The sequence below is a fragment of the Streptomyces xanthophaeus genome (assembly GCF_000725805.1).
Taxonomy (GTDB): Bacteria; Actinomycetota; Actinomycetes; order Streptomycetales; family Streptomycetaceae; genus Streptomyces; species Streptomyces xanthophaeus.
In genome coordinates, this window is the sequence record NZ_KL647132.1 from 527742 (window position 1) to 543367 (window position 15626).

The window sequence follows — 15626 nt, forward strand, 5'->3', positions numbered from 1 at the left end:
CCGGGCCGGTGGGCCGGGGAGCCGGACGGGCGCCGCGTCAGACGTCCGTGACGCGCAGGCCCGCGTGGGCCTTGTAGCGGCGGTTGGTGGAGATCAGGTTGGCGACCAGGGACTCGACCTGGTGGGCGTTGCGCAGGCGGCCCGCGAACACTCCGCGCATGCCCGGGATGCGGGCGGCCAGGGCCTGGACCAGGTCGGTGTCCGCGCGGACCTCGCCGAGGACCATCACGTCGGTGTCGATCTCGTCGATCGACTCGTCCTGGAGCAGGACCGCCGAGAGGTGGTGGAACGCGGCGGTGACGCGGGAGTCGGGGAGCAGGGCCGCGGCCTGCTGGGCCGCGCTGCCCTCCTCGACCTGGAGGGCGTAGGCGCCCTGCTTGTCGAAGCCGAGCGGGTTGACGCAGTCGATCACGAGCTTGCCCGCGAGGTCCTCGCGCAGCGCTTCGAGGGTCTTGGCGTGGCCCTCCCAGGGCACCGCGATGATGACGATGTCGCTGCGGCGGGCGCATTCGGAGTTGTCCGCGCCTTCCACGCCGAGGCCCAGTTCCTCGGCGGCGGCGCGGGCGCGGTCCGCGGCCCGGGAGCCGATGATCACCTTCTGGCCGGCCCGGGCGAGCCGGTAGGCCAGGCCGCGGCCCTGGTCGCCGGTGCCGCCGAGGACGCCGACGACGAGGCCGGAGACGTCGGGCAGGTCCCACGGATCCTTGGCCGGCGCCTTGGCGGCCGGCGGCGTCTGAGTGCTGTCTGTGGAGGTCATGGGGGCGAGGGTAACCCCGGGACCCGCAGAGTCGAACGGCCGTCGGCCACGGGTCCGGGGCCGGGCGGGGGGCAGCTGCGGGGAAGCGCTCCCGTATGTCCCTTCCATGGTGCAGGATGCCGATATGGATGCCGTGAGGGTCGCGCTGCTGCGCGAGGTGCTCGCCGGTACGCAATGGCCCGGCGCCGCACGGCGTTTCGCGGGCTCGCTGCGGCGTTCCGTCGTACCGGCCGGCGGGAAGCTGCTGCTGGTGGGCACGGAGCAGTACGAGCCCTGGCACATGGCGGCGCACCTGGTGGACGAGGCCGCCTGGTCGGGGCTGCCGGAGCTGGCGCCCACGCTGGTGCGTCACCGGGTACGGCCCGGGGAGCCGCCGCACCTGTCGGTGGGGCTGGGGCGGCTGGCGGCGGCCGGGCGCGGGCACACCCTGCTGGTGGTGGCCCCTGAGCAGCCCGGGGCGGGGCTGCTGGAGCGGGTGCACGACGCCCGGCGGTCGGGTGCGACCGTGCTGTCCCTGGACGGCGGGGACCCGGATCTGCGGACGTTGGCGCACGATGCGCTGTCGGTGGCGGACGGGGTGGCCGAGCTGGACCTGGACACGGTGCAGCACCTGGTCAGCGCGGCGGCCGGGGAGAACGGCCTGCCGGTGCAGCGCGGGCCGCGCCGGTTCCGGGACCGGCTGGCGCGGCTGGCCGACCAGCTGACCGCGCCCCCTCCCGGCAGCCGCTGGTAGCGGCGGCCGCGGCCGCTACGGCAAGGCTGTGCCGGTGTCGGTGCTGCCTTCGTCCCCTTCGCGGGACTTGTCGTTCCACTTGGGGTCGTTCTGCCATTCGAGGTTGCGTTCCTGCGCCGTCTCCATGGCGTGGGCCGCCTCCTCCGGCGTGCCGTACGGGCCGAACCGGTCCTTCGCCGGGCACTCGGGGCCCTCTTCGACCTTGTTGTGGACCAGGCAGTAGTACCACTCGCCCGGCTTGCCCACCTGTCGCTTCTTGAACAGGGCCATCGTCGTCAGGCTCCTCTCGTACCGCTCTCTGTCGCCAGCTTGCCCCATCCCCGCTGGATACACTCGCTTGCATGTCCGGTCAGTCGCTGCTCGTACCAGGCGAGCTCTCTCCCGCCCGTTCCGTTCCCGGAAACATCCGCCGGCCCGAGTACGTGGGCAAGCCCGCGCCCACTCCCTACACCGGTCCGGAGGTGCAGTCGGCGGAGACCATCGAAGCCATGCGCATCGCCGGCCGGATCGCCGCCCAGGCGATGGAAGAGGCCGCCAAGCTCATCGCCCCGGGGGTGACCACCGACGAGCTGGACCGGGTCGCCCACGACTACATGTGCGACCACGGCGCCTACCCGTCGACGCTGGGCTACCGGGGGTTCCCCAAGTCCCTGTGCTCCTCGGTCAACGAGGTCATCTGTCACGGCATCCCCGACTCGACCGTCCTGCGCGACGGCGACATCGTGAACCTCGACGTGACCGCGTACATCGGCGGGGTCCACGGTGACAACAACGCCACCTACCTGTGCGGGGAGGTGGACGAGGAGTCGCGGCTGCTGGTGGAGCGCACCCGTGAGGCGCTGAACCGGGCGATCAAGGCGGTCAGGCCGGGCCGTCAGATCAACATCATCGGCCGGGTCATCGAGTCGTACGCGAAGCGTTTCGGCTACGGCGTGGTCCGGGACTTCACCGGGCACGGCATCAATTCGTCCTTCCACTCCGGCCTGATCGTCCCGCACTACGACAGCCCGCACGCGACCACGGTCATCGAGCCCGGGATGACCTTCACCATCGAGCCGATGCTGACCCTGGGCACCCACGAGTACGACATGTGGGCGGACGGCTGGACGGTCGTCACGAAGGACCGCAAGCGCACGGCGCAGTTCGAGCACACGCTGGTGGTGACCGACAGCGGGGCGGAGATCCTGACCCTGCCGTAGCCGTCGCCGGAGCACGGCGGGAATTTTTTACCGACAGGACGTCGGGAACACATTGACTTAGGTATGCCTAAGTAGGAGGATCGGGTGTGGCGGCGGTGCTGCCACGCCTGTTTCCTCTTCTTCGGAGGTCCCCCTTGGACGCCTTCTCTACGGTCATCCGCGTCGCGTCGCACGAGCAGCACACCGAGGCCGAGACGTCGACCTTCATGAGTGACCTGCTCGGCGGGCGCCTCGGCGTGGACGCCTACACGCGCTACACCGAACAGCTGTGGTTCGTGTACCGGGCCCTGGAGGACGCGGCCGAGTCCCTCAAGGACGACCCGGTGGCCGGCCCCTTCATCCAGCCGGAGCTGATGCGCGTCGCGGAGATCGAGCGCGACCTCGGACACCTGCTGGGACCGTCCTGGCGCGACGCGGTGGTGGCGCTGCCCGCGACCGAGGCCTACGCCGCCCGCGTGGCGCGGTGCGCGGCCGAGTGGCCCGGCGGGTACGTGGCCCACCACTACACCCGCTACCTGGGCGACCTCTCCGGCGGCCAGATCATCCGGGACAAGGCCGAGCGCACCTGGGGCTTCGAGCGCAAGGGCGACGGGGTCCGCTTCTACGTCTTCGCCGACATCTCCAACCCCGCGGCCTTCAAGCGGACCTACCGCGAGCTGCTGGACGCGATCGCCGCGGACGACCTGGAGAAGCAGCGCATCATCGACGAGTGCAAGCGCGCCTTCGACTTCAACGGTGCGGTCTTCCGCGAGCTGGGCGAGCAGTTCCCGCTCAGCGCCTGATCGTTTCTCCTTTTGGATCCACGGCCGCGGGGCGCCCTAGGAGCGGGCCGCCGGGGCGAACCTGACCCGGCCGCCCACCTCGACCGTGCCGTCGGGGCCCGGGGCGGTGAGGATCTGGGAGCCCTTGCCCTGGGTGATGTTCAGGGCGCGGTTCAGCTGCGCCGTGAGCAGGATCGCCGCCGAACCGGTGGCCTCGTCCTCGACGACCGCCCGGTCGGGGCGGCGCGGGAAGCCGCGGGCCCGTACCCGGCCCGCGGCCTCGTCCTCCCAGGCCCAGGCGTACAGCCAGCCCTCGCCGGGGGGCGGGGCGGGCAGCGCCTCGACCTCGGCAGGACTCGCGTACTGCTCGGTGCGCTTGCCCTCGACCCACTCGGCGCGGGCCGTGATCCAGGTGAACTCCCCGTCGTCGCGCGCCCATACGGACCCGGCCGGGGGCAGGAGCTCCTCTATGTCCAGCAACCACGCGACCCCGACCAGCGGATGTCCTGCGAAGGCCATCTGCGTGCCGGGGGTGCGGATGTCGACGACCCCGCGCTCGGGGTCGTCGACGAACACCGTCTCGCTGTAGCCGAGTTCGGCGGCCAGCTGCTGCCGGGACGCGTCGTCCGGGCAGGTCCGGCCGTCGCGGACGACACCGAGGAGGTTGCCGTACCGGCCGTCACCCGCGCAGAAGACCTTGAGGACGTCTAGATCGTTCACGCGGGAATTGAAGCACGCCCGGCAGCACGGCTTCAGAGCTGGGCAGTACGGCGCCTGCGCGCGAGGAACACCGCGCCCCCACCGGCCGCGACCACCGCGCCGGAGATGCCGAGCAGGGCGGCGGCCGGGATCTCGGCGCCGGTGGCGGCGAGGTTGCCGCCGACCGAGCCGCCGGCCGAACCGCCCACGGAGCCGCCCACGGAACCGCCGGCGGAACCCCCGCCCGCGGCGCCGCCCGTACCGCCGGTGGTGCCGCCGGCGGCCGGGAGGGTGACGTCCTTGTCCACGGCCACCGAGAAGGAGACCGGGTCGATCGCGTCGCCCGCCTTGTACATGGAGCCGGCGGCATCGTTGGCGAAGGCCGCCGCGCCCTGCTCCGTGAAGACGGCCGGGACCGCATGGAGGGCCAGCAGGCCGCCCTTGGTCTTGTAGTCGGTCTTCGACAGGTCGAGCGTCGCGAAGGGGACGGCCGTCTTGCTGCCGGAGGCGTTCTTGACGTCCACGTAGAGGGTGCCGGCCTTGCCGGAGGCCTCGACCCGCGGGTTGGCGAAGCTCATGTCGATGCCGTGGGCCGCGTACTGGAAGCGCAGGACGCCCTCGAACGAGACGTTCAGCTTCTGCTTGGCGGCATCGAGCTCGCCCTTGGCGAGCGCGAAGTCGTAGAGGTCGCCGTTCTTGACGGCCCCGCCGCCCGGGGTGACCGAGCCCGCGCCCAGCACGTACGTGCGGAAGGACTCCTTGACACCCCAGGTCAGGTTGGCCTTGAGGACCTTCTGCGGGCCGCCGGCCGGGGCGCTCGGGGCCGCAGTGGTCCTGGTCGCCGTCGGGGTCGCGGTCGCGGTCGGTACGGGCTCGGTCGGGGTCGCGCTCGGCGTGGGCTTGGTCGGCGTCGGGCTCGGGCTCGGCGATGCGGGCTTCTCGAACTCCAGCTTCGCGGTGAGGGGATCGCCGGTCAGGCCCGCGTACGTGTCGGAGCCGAGCGCGGTGCCTGCCTGCGCGGTGAGATTCGTCTCCAGCCTTTCCATCGCCTGGCCGGCGAAGGCGATGTCCGCGAACGGGACGTCCTGCTGCGTGGCCCCGGCCTTGGTGACGTCGGCGGTCAGCTTCTTGGTGCCGGTGTCGATGCGGAAGTCCGAGAGCTTCACCTCGAATCCGTGGCCGGTCGGCGGGGCGGGCGAGGAGAAGGTGACGCTGCCCTTGAACGCGGCCTTCACCACGTGGCCGCCCGCCGGGTCGTACTGGCCGGTGGCCTCGCCGAACTGCAGGCTGCCGTCCGCGTTGACCTTCGCTCCCTCGGCCACGGTGATGGTGCCCTTGGCCATGCCCGTCACGTAGGCGCGGTACCGGGCGATCACACCCCAGTCGAGGGTGCCGCCGACGACGTTGACCGGCGCGGTCGGGGCGCCGCCGGCCTGCGGGGCGGCAACGGGGCTTCCCGCGGCCGTGGCGGGCAGGACGAGGGCGGTGGTGCCGAGGGCGGCGGCCGTGAGGACGGCTGCGGCGAGGGCGATCGGGCGTCGGGGGGACGACATGGCGGGCACTCCTGAAGGAACAGGTACGGGGGACGGGGGTGGCGCCGGGTGCCGTCGGCCGGACGGGACCACGACAGCGGGGCTAGGGGGTGTCGGTGGGAGCGGCACCGGTGCGGGTGCCGGTGCCGGCTTCGGCATCGCCGCCGCCACCGGGCGTCGCCGCGGCGGCCGTACGGCGCCTGCGGACCGCGAGGAAGGCGGCGCCCGCGACCAGGACCAGCAGGGCCACGGCCAGGGCGACGTACAGCCCGGTGGACGAGGACTCTTCGGCCTTCGCTGCGGGCGAGGCGGCGGCGGACGGCGCGGAGGAGGGCTCGGGCGCGGGGGACGCCGTGGAACCGAGGTCGGGCAGGGCGGGCAGCTTCGCCGAGGCGTCGAGGGCGACCGCCAGGGTGACGGGGTCCATCTCGGTGCCCGCCTTGTACATGGAGTTGAAGGCCTGGGAGCCGCCCTCGGTCAGGGTGGCCGGGGCCTCGGTCAGGGTGGCGAGGCCGCCCTCCGCCTTCAGCCCCTTGGCGTCGAACTCGACCAGCGCGACGGCGTTCTTCGTCTGGCCGCCCGTGGTGACGTCGGCGGACAGGACTCCCTTGCCGTTCTCCACCTTGACGCTCAGCTTGCCGAGCGTCAGGTCCAGGTGGGCGCCGGTGAACTGGACGGCCCCGGCGAAGGCCGCCTCCAGCGTGCCCTTCTGACCGTCGTACGCACCCTTGCCCTGCGGGAAGCGGAACAGCGCACCCCCGTCCAGGGCGCCTTCGGTCAGGACCCACTTGCCCTGGCCGATGGAACCGGTGACGTACTCACGGAAGGTGCGGCGTACGCCCCAGTCGACGGCGGCGTCGGTGAAGGCGCCCGCCGGCTGCGGGGTCGCTTCGCCCGGGGCCGGGGAAGCCGGGGGCTGCGCGGACTGCGAGGGCTGGGCGCTGCCCGCCGGGGCGACGACGTCGGCGGAGAGCGAGAGCGGGTCGAGCGGTGCACCCGCCGCGTAGTAGCCCGCGAAGGCCTTGGCGCCCTGGTCGGTGAGGGTGACCGGGACGTTGGAGAGGGCGATCGGGGTGGCGCCGCCCTTCATGTTGATGCCGCCGAGGTTCAGGGCGGCAAAGGGCACCTGGGACTGGCTGGTGACCTGGCCGGTGTCCTTGGCCTTGCTGGAGACGTCCACGTAGAGGGTGCCGCGGCCACCGGAGATCTTGACGGTCGGCCGGCTGACGGTCATGTCCAGCTCGTACGCGCCGTCGGGCTTCTGGTGGCCCTGGAAGCTCACGCCGCCGGTGAAGGACGCGTTGAACTCGCCGCTGTCGGGATCGTACGAACCGGCCGCCGAGTGGAAGCGGAACAGGCTGCCGCCCGCGGTGGCGGCGCCGTTCTTCAGCTTGAAAGAACCTTTCGCGATGGGTCCGGTGACATAACTCTGGAAGGACGATTTGATACCCCAGTCCAGCCGCCCGCCCTGCACGGTGCGGCCCGCCGCCTGGGCGGCAGTGGCCGGGAGCAGCACTCCCAGCAGGGCCGCCAGCAGAGCGACTGCCAGCGTGCGGGCAGGTCTTGCGGACATGAATGTCCCTCCAGGGCCTAGCGAGTAAGGTGAGGCTAACCTAAACTACTGTTGGCCGTGATCGGAACCCCTCGGCCGCCCCCGCCTTCATCCGTCGGACGACCAGGACGGTGCCTTCGTGCCTACGCCCGCCGCCCCATCCCGCTTCCCCCGCACCGGCCTTGCCCTGACCGTCCTGGTCGCCCTGGCACTGACCGTGACGGGCTGCGGGAGTACGGCCACGCCCGCGGGCAAGCCCGCCCATGCCGCCTCGGCCCCGGACCGGGTGGAACCGCTCGAACCCGCGCCCTCCCCCGTACTGCCCGTCACCGTCGCCTCGGACGACGGCACTCCGGTCACCGTCGGCTCCGCGGACCGGGTGGTCCCGCTGACCGGCAGCCTCAACGAGATCGTCCACACCCTCGGCCTCGGCCGGCAGGTGGTCGCGCGGGACATCACGGCCACCTTCGAACAGGCCGCGCAGCTGCCCGTGGTGACACGTGGACACGACGTCTCCGCCGAGAGCGTGCTCTCGCTGCGCCCGACCCTGGTCCTGGCCGAGACCACCACCGGTCCCGCAGAAGCGATTCAGCAGATCCGTGACGCGGGCATCCCGGTCCTGGTCGTCTCCCCCGCCAAGACGCTGGAGGACGTACCGAAGCGGATCGCCGCGGTCGCCGCCTCGCTCGGCGTGAAGGAGGCCGGCGAGCAGCTGAACCGGCGCACCGCCGACCGGATCGCCGCCGCCCGCAAGGACATTCCGGCCGCCACGGGCAAGAAGCCCCGGGTCGCCTTCCTCTACCTGCGCGGCACCGCCTCGGTCTACCTGCTGGGCGGCTCGGACTCCGGCGCCGCCTCCCTGCTGGAGGCCGCGGGCGCGGTCGACACGGGCAAGGACTCCGGGCTCGGCAAGGACTTCACCCCCATCACCAGCGAGGCCCTGGCCGCGGCCGCGCCCGACGCGATCCTCGTCATGTCCAAGGGCCTGGAGTCCGTGGGCGGGGTCGACGGGCTGGTCAGGATCCCGGGCGTCGCCCAGACCCCGGCCGGCATGGACCGGCGGGTGGTCAGCGTCGACGACGGCGTCCTGCTCAACTACGGCCCCCGCACGGACCAGGTCCTCACCTCCCTGATCACCCAGCTCTACGGCAAGGCCGCCTGACGTGACGCTCCCCTACGACCCCCCGCAGACCCCCGGGGCCCCGGACGGACCCCGCCCCGCGGAGACCGGCCCCGCCGACGCCACGCCCTCGGCCGTGACCGCCGACGCCACGCCCGCAGTCGCGGGACCCGCCTCCGCCGCGTCCGCCCCGGCTTCCCCGCCCGCCGCCGCAACTGCCCCCGCCCCGCCCGCGGTCACCGCACCCGTCAGCGGCAAGCCGCGCCCCGGCAGGGCCGCCGGGCCCGCCGCCGGGCGCAGGGCCCTGTTCCTCACCCTCGCCCTGGGCGCCGCGCTGCTCCTCCTCGCCCTGCTCTCCGCGGGCATCGGCGCGTACCGCATCCCCACCGGCGACGTCCTCGCCTCCGTCCAGCACCGGCTGGGCCTCGGCGGGACCCCGCTCGACCGGGTCGGGGAGAGCGTGCTGTGGAACGTACGGCTGCCCCGGGTCGCGCTCGCCCTGCTCGTCGGCGCGAGCCTCGGCTGCGCGGGCGCACTGATGCAGGGCGTCTTCGGCAACCCGCTCGCCGAGCCCGGAGTCATCGGGATCTCGGCGGGCGCCGCGGTCGGGGCCGTCGCCGCCATCGGTCTGGGCCTCAGCTTCTTCGGCAACTGGACCGTCACCGCCTGCGCCTTCGTCGCGGGCCTGATCACCGTCACCGGCGTGTACCTGCTGTCGCGCAACGGCGGCCGGACCGAGGTCGTCACCCTCATCCTCACCGGCATCGCCGTGAACGCCTTCGCGGGCGCCCTGATCGGCCTCTTCATCTTTTTCGCCGACAGCGGCCAGGTCAACCAGATCACCTTCTGGCAGCTCGGCTCCCTCGCCCAGGCCACCTGGCCCAAGGTGCTGGCCGTGCTCCCCTGCGCGATCGCCGGTCTGCTCGCCGCCCCCTTCTACGCCCGCAAGCTCGACCTGCTCTCGCTCGGCGAGCGGCCCGCCCGGCACCTCGGCGTCGACGTCGAACGGCTGCGCCTGGCCCTCATCCTGATCGTCGCCCTGCTCACCGCGGCCGCCGTCGCCGTGGCCGGCATCATCACCTTCATCGGCCTGCTGGTCCCGCACCTGCTGCGGATGGCCAACGGCCCCGGCCACCGCTTCCTGGTGCCCGGCAGCGCCCTGGCCGGAGCCGTGGTCCTGGTCGCGGGCGACCTGGCCGCCCGTACCCTCGCCCAGCCCGCCGAGCTGCCGCTCGGTGTGCTGACCGCCCTGATCGGCAGCCCGTTCTTCTTCTGGCTGCTGCGCCGCACCCGCCGCAAGCAAGGAGGCTGGGCATGACCGGCCGGCTGACCGGGCTCCTGTCCCGGAACAAGCGGGCCGTCCCGGCCCGGCCCGCCCCCGGCACGGCCTTCGCCGAGACCGTGGACCTGCACGTCCGCCTCGGCGGGCGCGAGGTCCTCTCGGGCATCGGCCTGACCGCGCGCGCCGGGGAGGTGCTGGCCCTGGTCGGCCCGAACGGCGCGGGCAAGTCCACCCTCCTGGCCGCGCTCTGCGCCGACCTGCCGGCCGCCTCCGGCGAGGTCCGCATCGACGGCCGCGCGGTGACCGGCTGGAGCGCCCCGGAGCTGGCCCTGCGCCGCTCCGTACTCCCCCAGTCGGCCGCGCTGTCCTTCCCCTTCCCGGTGGAGGACGTCGTACGGATGGGCCGCGCGCCCTGGGCGGGCACGGCCTTCGCCGACACCGACGAGGAGGCCGTGGCCGCAGCCATGGCCGCCACCGAGGTCACGGAGTTCGCCGCACGCCCCTTCTCCGCGCTGTCCGGCGGCGAGCGGGCCCGGGTCGCGCTGGCCCGCGTACTGGCCCAGCGGGCCCCGCTGCTGCTGCTCGACGAGCCCACGGCCGCGCTGGACCTGCGCCACCAGGAACTCGTCCTGCGGATCTGCCGGGAGCGGGCCGCGGCCGGGGACGCGGTGGTGGTCGTCCTGCACGACCTGGGCCTGGCCGCCGCCTACGCGGACCGGGCGGCCGTCCTGCACGACGGGCGGATCGCGGCGGACGGCGCGCCGGCCGAGGTGTTCGAGGGCGGGCTCCTGAGCCGGGTCTACCGGCAGCCGGTGGAGGTCCTTCCGCACCCTCGGACCGGATCTCCGCTGGTGGTCCCGGTGCGCGGCGAGCTGCCCTCGGCCCCGGGCTTGACCCCCGCTTGACCTGGATTTGAGGGCCCCGTGGAAGCTCCGTGACGGCCCCGTGTCCGGGGCCGGAACATGAGAGCCGAATCACTCGACGAGGAGGTATGTCTGAGGTAAGCCTCGGTTAAGTTAGGTCCGCCTCACCGGCCTCCCCCTCGGGACGGCCCCTTCGTCCGATGCCCAGGAGCCCCCTATGCGCCGCGTCCCCCTCTCCGTCCTGGCCGCCGCCTCCGTGGTGGCCGCCCTCACCGCCGTCACCGGCTGCGCGGAGAAGAGCGACTCGGGCGGCGACGGCGCGGTCCGGGTGACGGCCACCGACAGCAAGTGCGAGGTGTCGAAGACGGAGTTCCCCGCGGGCAAGGTGCAGATCGACGTCGAGAACAAGGGCTCCAAGGTCACCGAGCTCTACGTCCTCTTCCCGGACGACCGCATCGTCACCGAGCGCGAGAACATCGGCCCCGGCACCAAGGCCTCCATCACCGCCGAGATCAAGGCGGGCGACTACGAGATCGTCTGCAAGCCCGGCATGAAGGGCGACGGCATCCGCCAGCAGGTCAAGGCCACCGGCCAGGGCGGCGGCGAGAAGCGCAGCCCCGAGGCCGACGCCGCGGTCGCCGCCTACCGCCAGTACGTGGTCGCGCAGGCCGAGGAGACCCTCCCCAAGGCGCAGGTCTTCGCCGACGCCGTCAAGGCCGGCGACGTGGAGGCCGCGAAGAAGGCGTACGCGCCCTCGCGCATCGGCTGGGAGCGCACCGAGCCGGTCGCCGAGTCCTTCGGCGACATCGACCCGAAGGTCGACGTCCGCGAGGACGGCCTGGAGGCCGGCCAGGACCCGGCGAAGGACTGGACCGGCTGGCACCGCCTGGAGAAGGCCCTGTGGGCCGACAACAAGATCGGCGACGAGGAGAAGAAGCTCGCCGACACCCTGATCGCGGACCTGACCGAATGGCAGAAGAAGGTCGGCCAGGCGGAGATCACCCCCACCTCGATGGCCAACGGCGCCAAGGAGCTCCTCGACGAGGTCGCCACCGGCAAGGTCACGGGTGAGGAGGAGCGCTACTCCCACACCGACCTCGTGGACTTCAAGGCGAACGTGGAGGGCGCGCAGAAGGCGTACGAGCTCCTCAAGCCGGTCGCCTCGAAGAACGACCCGGCGCTCACCAAGGAGCTCGACACGCAGTTCGCCGCGCTGAACGTCCTCCTGGACAAGTACCGCACCGACCCGGCCGGCTACGAGTTCACCTCGTACGACAAGGTCGGCGAGCCCGAGCGCAAGGAGCTCTCGGACGGCGTCAACGCCCTGGCCGAGCCGCTCTCCAAGCTCGCCGCCGCGGTCGCGAAGTAGCGGGCGCCAGGACCGGCGGGACCAGCAGGATCAGCGGAAGAAGAGACAGGTGAGCGGGATGGCCGAGTCGGAGCCCACCGGGCAGTCGCCGGACGAGGAGGGTGCGGGGACCGCGCCCGGAGCCGGGAACGCGCCCGGGACCGCGCCCGGCAGCGCCGTCGCGCCCTCCCGGCGTGCCGTCCTGGGCTGGGGCGGGGCCGGGCTCGCGCTCGGCGCCGCCGCGGCGGGCGGTGCGGCGGCGGCCTTCGGCCCCTCCGCGGCCCCGGTGCCCGCCGCCCTCGCCGGGGCGGCCGTGCCCTTCCACGGCGAGCACCAGGCCGGCATCGCCAGCGCCGTGCAGGACCGCCTGCACTTCGCGGCCTTCGACGTACGGACGAAGGACCGCGCCGAGCTGGTGCAACTCCTCAAGGACTGGACCGAGGCGGCCCGCCGGATGACGGCCGGACTGCCGGTCGGCGAGGGCGGTTTCGGCGGCCTGCCCGAGGCACCGCCGGACGACACCGGCGAGGCGCTGGGCCTGAAGGCCTCCCGGCTCACCCTGACGGTCGGCTTCGGCCCGGGCCTGTTCGCCAAGGGCCGCTTCGGCCTGGAGGACAGGCGGCCCGAGGCCCTGGTGGACCTGGAACTGTTCCCCGGGGACAATCTGGACCCGGCCCGCAGCGGCGGCGACCTGTGCGTCCAGGCCTGCGCCGACGACCCGCAGGTCGCGGTGCACGCCATCCGCCAGCTCGCCCGCATCGGCTTCGGCAAGACCGCGGTGCGCTGGTCCCAGCTGGGCTTCGGCAAGACCTCCTCCACCACCCCCGACGAGCAGACCCCGCGCAACATGATGGGCTTCAAGGACGGCACCCGGAACATCTCCGGCACCGACCAGGCCGCCCTCGACAAGCACGTGTGGGCCGGCGCCGGTGACGGCAGCGACTGGATGACCGGCGGCTCGTACCTGGTGGCCCGGCGGATCCGGATGAACATCGAGACCTGGGACCGCACCTCCCTCCAGGAGCAGGAGGACATCTTCGGCCGCGACAAGGGCGAGGGTGCTGCGGTGGGCAAGTCCAAGGAGCGCGACGAGCCGTTCCTGAAGGCGATGAAGCCGGAGGCGCACGTGCGCCTGGCCCACCCGGACTCCAACAACGGGGCGACCATCCTGCGCCGCGGATACTCCTTCACCGACGGCACGGACGGGCTGGGCCGCCTCGACGCGGGCCTGTTCTTCCTCGCCTACCAGCGCGACGTCCGCACCGGCTTCGTCCCCGTCCAGCGCAGCCTGGCGAAGTCCGACGTCCTCAACGAATACATCCAGCACGTGGGTTCGGCCGTCTTCGCCGTCCCGCCGGGCGTCCGCGACAAGGACGACTGGTGGGGCCGGACGCTGTTCGCGTAGTCCCCGCCGGGAAGGAACCGCCGTGTTCGGCAACTATCTGATCGGCCTGCGCGAGGGCCTGGAGGCCAGCCTGGTCGTCTGCATCCTCGTCGCGTACCTGGTCAAGACCGGACGCCGGGACGCCCTGCGCCCGGTGTGGGTCGGCATCGCGATCGCCTGCGGGATCTCGCTGGCCTTCGGCGCGATGCTCGAATTCGGCACCCAGGAGCTGACCTTCGAGGCGCAGGAGCTCCTCGGCGGCAGCCTGTCGATCATCTCCGTGGCCCTGGTGACCTGGATGGTCTTCTGGATGAAGCGCACCGCGCGGCACCTGAAGGCCGAGCTGCACGGCAAGCTGGACACGGCCCTCGCCATGGGCACCGGCGCCCTGGTCGCCACCGCCTTCCTGGCGGTGGGCCGCGAGGGCCTGGAGACGGCGCTGTTCGTGTGGGCCTCGGTGCGGGCCAGCGGCGAGGGCTCCTCCGCCCCGCTGATCGGCGTACTGCTGGGCATCGCGACGGCGGTCGTGCTGGGCTGGCTGTTCTACCGCGGCGCCCTGAAGATCAATCTGGCGAAGTTCTTCACGTGGACCGGCGCGATGCTCGTGGTCGTGGCCGCGGGCGTGCTCGCGTACGGGGTGCACGACCTCCAGGAGGCCCGTTTCCTGGGCGGCCTGGAGGACAAGGCCTTCGACATCAGCTCCGCAGTGCCGCCGGACAGCTGGTACGGGACCCTGCTGAAGGGCGTGTTCAACTTCCAGCCGGATCCGACCGTCCTCCAGCTCACCGCCTGGGTGCTGTACCTGGTGCCCGTGCTCGCGCTGTTCCTCCTCGGGCAGGGCGGCGGCCGCCCGGCGCCCGCGTCGGCCCCGGCCGCCGCGGACGGCACCGGCACCGGCACCGGCTGAGCGGCGCTCACCACAGCCGGTCGGTGGTCCCCGGGTACAGCGGGACCCGGATGCCGGTGAAGGCGGCCCGGTCCGGGTCGGGGGCGTCCGTGAAGAAGGCCGCCATCACCACCTTGTCGAAGCCCGGCGCGTCCGTGGCCAGCGGATCCGCCGGGGTGCCGCCGACCAGGACGGTGCCGGGCAGCTCCGCGAACCCGGCCGCCCGGTAGAACGGCTCCAGCGGCCGGTCGCAGCTGAACAGCGCCAGGTCCGCCTCCGGATGCGCGGCCAGAGCCGTGCGGGCCGCCGCGACCAGCCGGCCGCCGAGCCCGCGGCCCCGCAGTCCGGCCCGGGTGACGACCCCGCTGAGCCCGGCCGCGCGGTAGGTCCGCCCCGCGACCACGACGTCCTTGTGCAGCAGGGCCAGTGCGGCAGCCACCGTCCCGGCGGCGTCGGCCAGCAGCATCACCCGGGGTGCGAGCGCCGGGTCGTGGCCCGGCACGGAGCCCGGCCAGGCCGCCGCCTCCAAGGCCTCGACCTGGACCGCGAACTCCTGCGGAAGCTCTGCCTGCGGGTACGCCAGGACCCGCATCAGGGGATCCGTACGCCCTCGCCGCCGACCCGGACCCGGGAGTCCCCGGCCCGCAGTTCCACCGTCAGCACGCCCGGGCGGCCCATGTCCTCGCCCTGGTGCAGGGTGAGCACGGCGTCGGCCGGGACCAGGCCGAGCTCGCGGGCGTACGCACCGAAGGCGGCAGCCGCGGCCCCCGTGGCGGGATCCTCGACGACCCCGCCGACCGGGAAGGGGTCCCGTACGTGGAACTCCGCCGGGCCCGCCCGGTGCACCAGCTGGACCGTGACGAGGTCCAGGCGCCGCATCAGGGCCTCCAGCCGGGCGAAGTCGTAGGCGAGGTCGGCGAGCCGGGCCCGGCTGCCCGCGCCCAGGACCAGGTGCCGGGCCCCGGCGTACGCGATCCGCGGCGGGATCTGCGGGTCCAGGTCCGCCGCAGGCCAGTCGAGCGCGGCCAGCGCCTCGGCCAGGTCGCCGTCCCCGATGTCCGACACGGAGGGCTCGACGCTGGTCAGGGTGGCCCGCAGCACCCCGTCCACGGCGGTGACGGACACCGGGACGGTGCCCGCCCGGGTCGCCAGGAGCAGCTCCCCGGGCCCGATCCGCTCCGCCAGGGCCACGGCGGTGGCCACGGTGGCGTGCCCGCAGAACGGGACCTCCGCCTTGGGGCTGAAGTACCGCACCGTGAAGGCCCGTCCGGGCTCCCCGCCGAACCCCTCGGGCGGGGCCGTCAGGAAGGCCGTCTCGCTGTAGCCCAGCCCGGCGGCGATCCCCAGCATCGCCTCCTCGTCCAGCCCGGCGGCGTCGAGGACGACCCCGGCGGGGTTGCCGCCCTCGGGGTCGTGGGAGAAGGCGGTGTAGCGCAGTACTTCGGCAGCGGTCATGCCTTCATGATCGGCGGCTCCGCCTCGCCCTGGCAACAGCCCCCGGCAGCAGCCG

The 15626-nt window shown here is 73.3% G+C and carries 16 protein-coding genes; 9 read left to right on the forward strand and 7 right to left on the reverse strand.

Translation table 11 applies throughout. The annotated features are described in order from the left end of the window. Positions 1 to 37: 37 nt before the first annotated feature. Positions 38 to 757, reverse strand: coding sequence for an NADPH-dependent F420 reductase (gene npdG, locus IO30_RS0131745; RefSeq protein ID WP_031148747.1), 720 nt, complete (start codon positions 755 to 757; stop codon positions 38 to 40). Positions 758 to 881: 124 nt separating this feature from the next. Between npdG and IO30_RS0131750 the strand changes: the two genes are divergently transcribed. Then, the gene (locus IO30_RS0131750; protein WP_031148749.1) at positions 882 to 1490 is read left to right on the forward strand and encodes a hypothetical protein; all 609 of its coding nucleotides are present in this window, start codon (positions 882 to 884) and stop codon (positions 1488 to 1490) included. A 15-nt stretch (positions 1491 to 1505) separates the two neighbouring features. Here the strand turns inward: IO30_RS0131750 and IO30_RS0131755 are convergent, their stop codons facing one another. After that, positions 1506 to 1760 carry a hypothetical protein gene (locus IO30_RS0131755; protein ID WP_031148751.1) on the reverse strand — a complete coding sequence of 85 codons (255 nt, stop codon included), beginning with the start codon at positions 1758 to 1760 and terminating at the stop codon, positions 1506 to 1508. A 71-nt stretch (positions 1761 to 1831) separates the two neighbouring features. On the opposite strand from IO30_RS0131755, the gene map reads away from it, so the two are divergent. Together map and IO30_RS0131765 are read left to right on the forward strand one after the other, a co-directional pair. Then, positions 1832 to 2689, forward strand: a complete 858-nt coding sequence (map, locus tag IO30_RS0131760) for a type I methionyl aminopeptidase (RefSeq protein ID WP_031148753.1) — start codon at positions 1832 to 1834, stop codon at positions 2687 to 2689. A gap of 134 nt (positions 2690 to 2823) precedes the next feature. After that, entirely contained in the window at positions 2824 to 3471 is a 648-nt protein-coding gene (locus tag IO30_RS0131765; protein WP_031148755.1) for a biliverdin-producing heme oxygenase, read from the forward strand. A gap of 36 nt (positions 3472 to 3507) precedes the next feature. Here IO30_RS0131765 and IO30_RS0131770 read toward each other — a convergent pair whose 3' ends face one another. The 3 genes from IO30_RS0131770 to IO30_RS0131780 all read right to left on the reverse strand — a co-directional run bounded on the left by IO30_RS0131770 (position 3508) and on the right by IO30_RS0131780 (position 7254). Then, positions 3508 to 4170 carry a PhzF family phenazine biosynthesis protein gene (locus tag IO30_RS0131770; protein WP_031148757.1) on the reverse strand — a complete coding sequence of 221 codons (663 nt, stop codon included), beginning with the start codon at positions 4168 to 4170 and terminating at the stop codon, positions 3508 to 3510. 32 nt (positions 4171 to 4202) lie between these two features. Then, entirely contained in the window at positions 4203 to 5702 is a 1500-nt protein-coding gene (locus IO30_RS0131775) for an HtaA domain-containing protein (protein WP_031148759.1), read from the reverse strand. Positions 5703 to 5784: 82 nt separating this feature from the next. Continuing rightward, positions 5785 to 7254 carry an HtaA domain-containing protein gene (locus IO30_RS0131780; protein WP_051902693.1) on the reverse strand — a complete coding sequence of 490 codons (1470 nt, stop codon included), beginning with the start codon at positions 7252 to 7254 and terminating at the stop codon, positions 5785 to 5787. Between the two features lie 118 nt (positions 7255 to 7372). Between IO30_RS0131780 and IO30_RS0131785 the strand changes: the two genes are divergently transcribed. From IO30_RS0131785 to efeU, 6 genes are all read left to right on the forward strand, one after another. Next, positions 7373 to 8395, forward strand: a complete 1023-nt coding sequence (locus tag IO30_RS0131785; RefSeq protein ID WP_031148763.1) for a heme/hemin ABC transporter substrate-binding protein — start codon at positions 7373 to 7375, stop codon at positions 8393 to 8395. 262 nt (positions 8396 to 8657) lie between these two features. Further along, the gene (locus IO30_RS0131790) at positions 8658 to 9671 is read left to right on the forward strand and encodes a FecCD family ABC transporter permease (RefSeq protein WP_373316551.1); all 1014 of its coding nucleotides are present in this window, start codon (positions 8658 to 8660) and stop codon (positions 9669 to 9671) included. After that, complete coding sequence (locus IO30_RS0131795; protein WP_051859755.1) at positions 9668 to 10540, forward strand: heme ABC transporter ATP-binding protein; 873 nt, start codon at positions 9668 to 9670, stop codon at positions 10538 to 10540. Before IO30_RS0131790 ends, IO30_RS0131795 begins: the two co-directional genes overlap by 4 nt. Before the next feature lie 175 nt (positions 10541 to 10715). After that, positions 10716 to 11867 carry an iron uptake system protein EfeO gene (gene efeO / locus IO30_RS0131800; RefSeq protein ID WP_031148767.1) on the forward strand — a complete coding sequence of 384 codons (1152 nt, stop codon included), beginning with the start codon at positions 10716 to 10718 and terminating at the stop codon, positions 11865 to 11867. 58 nt (positions 11868 to 11925) lie between these two features. Next, entirely contained in the window at positions 11926 to 13251 is a 1326-nt protein-coding gene (efeB, locus tag IO30_RS0131805) for an iron uptake transporter deferrochelatase/peroxidase subunit (protein ID WP_078904340.1), read from the forward strand. Positions 13252 to 13273: 22 nt separating this feature from the next. After that, positions 13274 to 14137, forward strand: a complete 864-nt coding sequence (efeU, locus tag IO30_RS0131810; RefSeq protein ID WP_031148771.1) for an iron uptake transporter permease EfeU — start codon at positions 13274 to 13276, stop codon at positions 14135 to 14137. Between the two features lie 7 nt (positions 14138 to 14144). Here efeU and IO30_RS0131815 read toward each other — a convergent pair whose 3' ends face one another. Both IO30_RS0131815 and IO30_RS0131820 read right to left on the reverse strand, forming a co-directional pair. Beyond that, a complete protein-coding gene (locus IO30_RS0131815) occupies positions 14145 to 14708 on the reverse strand; it encodes a GNAT family N-acetyltransferase (protein ID WP_031148773.1) in 564 nt (187 codons plus the stop codon). Next, the gene (locus IO30_RS0131820; protein ID WP_031148775.1) at positions 14708 to 15571 is read right to left on the reverse strand and encodes a PhzF family phenazine biosynthesis protein; all 864 of its coding nucleotides are present in this window, start codon (positions 15569 to 15571) and stop codon (positions 14708 to 14710) included. Before IO30_RS0131820 ends, IO30_RS0131815 begins: the two co-directional genes overlap by 1 nt. Positions 15572 to 15626 lie beyond the last annotated feature (55 nt).

Bases quoted from the DNA above. Each gene is read 5' to 3' on its own strand.
- efeB (WP_078904340.1), top strand. From the start codon at position 11,926: ATGGCCGAGTCGGAGCCCACCGGGCAGTCGCCGGACGAGGAGGGTGCG.
- IO30_RS0131820 (WP_031148775.1), bottom strand. From the start codon at position 15,571: ATGACCGCTGCCGAAGTACTGCGCTACACCGCCTTCTCCCACGACCCC.
- IO30_RS0131775 (WP_031148759.1), bottom strand. From the start codon at position 5,702: ATGTCGTCCCCCCGACGCCCGATCGCCCTCGCCGCAGCCGTCCTCACG.
- IO30_RS0131755 (WP_031148751.1), bottom strand. From the start codon at position 1,760: ATGGCCCTGTTCAAGAAGCGACAGGTGGGCAAGCCGGGCGAGTGGTAC.
- npdG (WP_031148747.1), bottom strand. From the start codon at position 757: ATGACCTCCACAGACAGCACTCAGACGCCGCCGGCCGCCAAGGCGCCG.
- IO30_RS0131795 (WP_051859755.1), top strand. From the start codon at position 9,668: ATGACCGGCCGGCTGACCGGGCTCCTGTCCCGGAACAAGCGGGCCGTC.
- IO30_RS0131780 (WP_051902693.1), bottom strand. From the start codon at position 7,254: ATGTCCGCAAGACCTGCCCGCACGCTGGCAGTCGCTCTGCTGGCGGCC.
- efeO (WP_031148767.1), top strand. From the start codon at position 10,716: ATGCGCCGCGTCCCCCTCTCCGTCCTGGCCGCCGCCTCCGTGGTGGCC.
- IO30_RS0131815 (WP_031148773.1), bottom strand. From the start codon at position 14,708: ATGCGGGTCCTGGCGTACCCGCAGGCAGAGCTTCCGCAGGAGTTCGCG.
- map (WP_031148753.1), top strand. From the start codon at position 1,832: ATGTCCGGTCAGTCGCTGCTCGTACCAGGCGAGCTCTCTCCCGCCCGT.
- IO30_RS0131750 (WP_031148749.1), top strand. From the start codon at position 882: ATGGATGCCGTGAGGGTCGCGCTGCTGCGCGAGGTGCTCGCCGGTACG.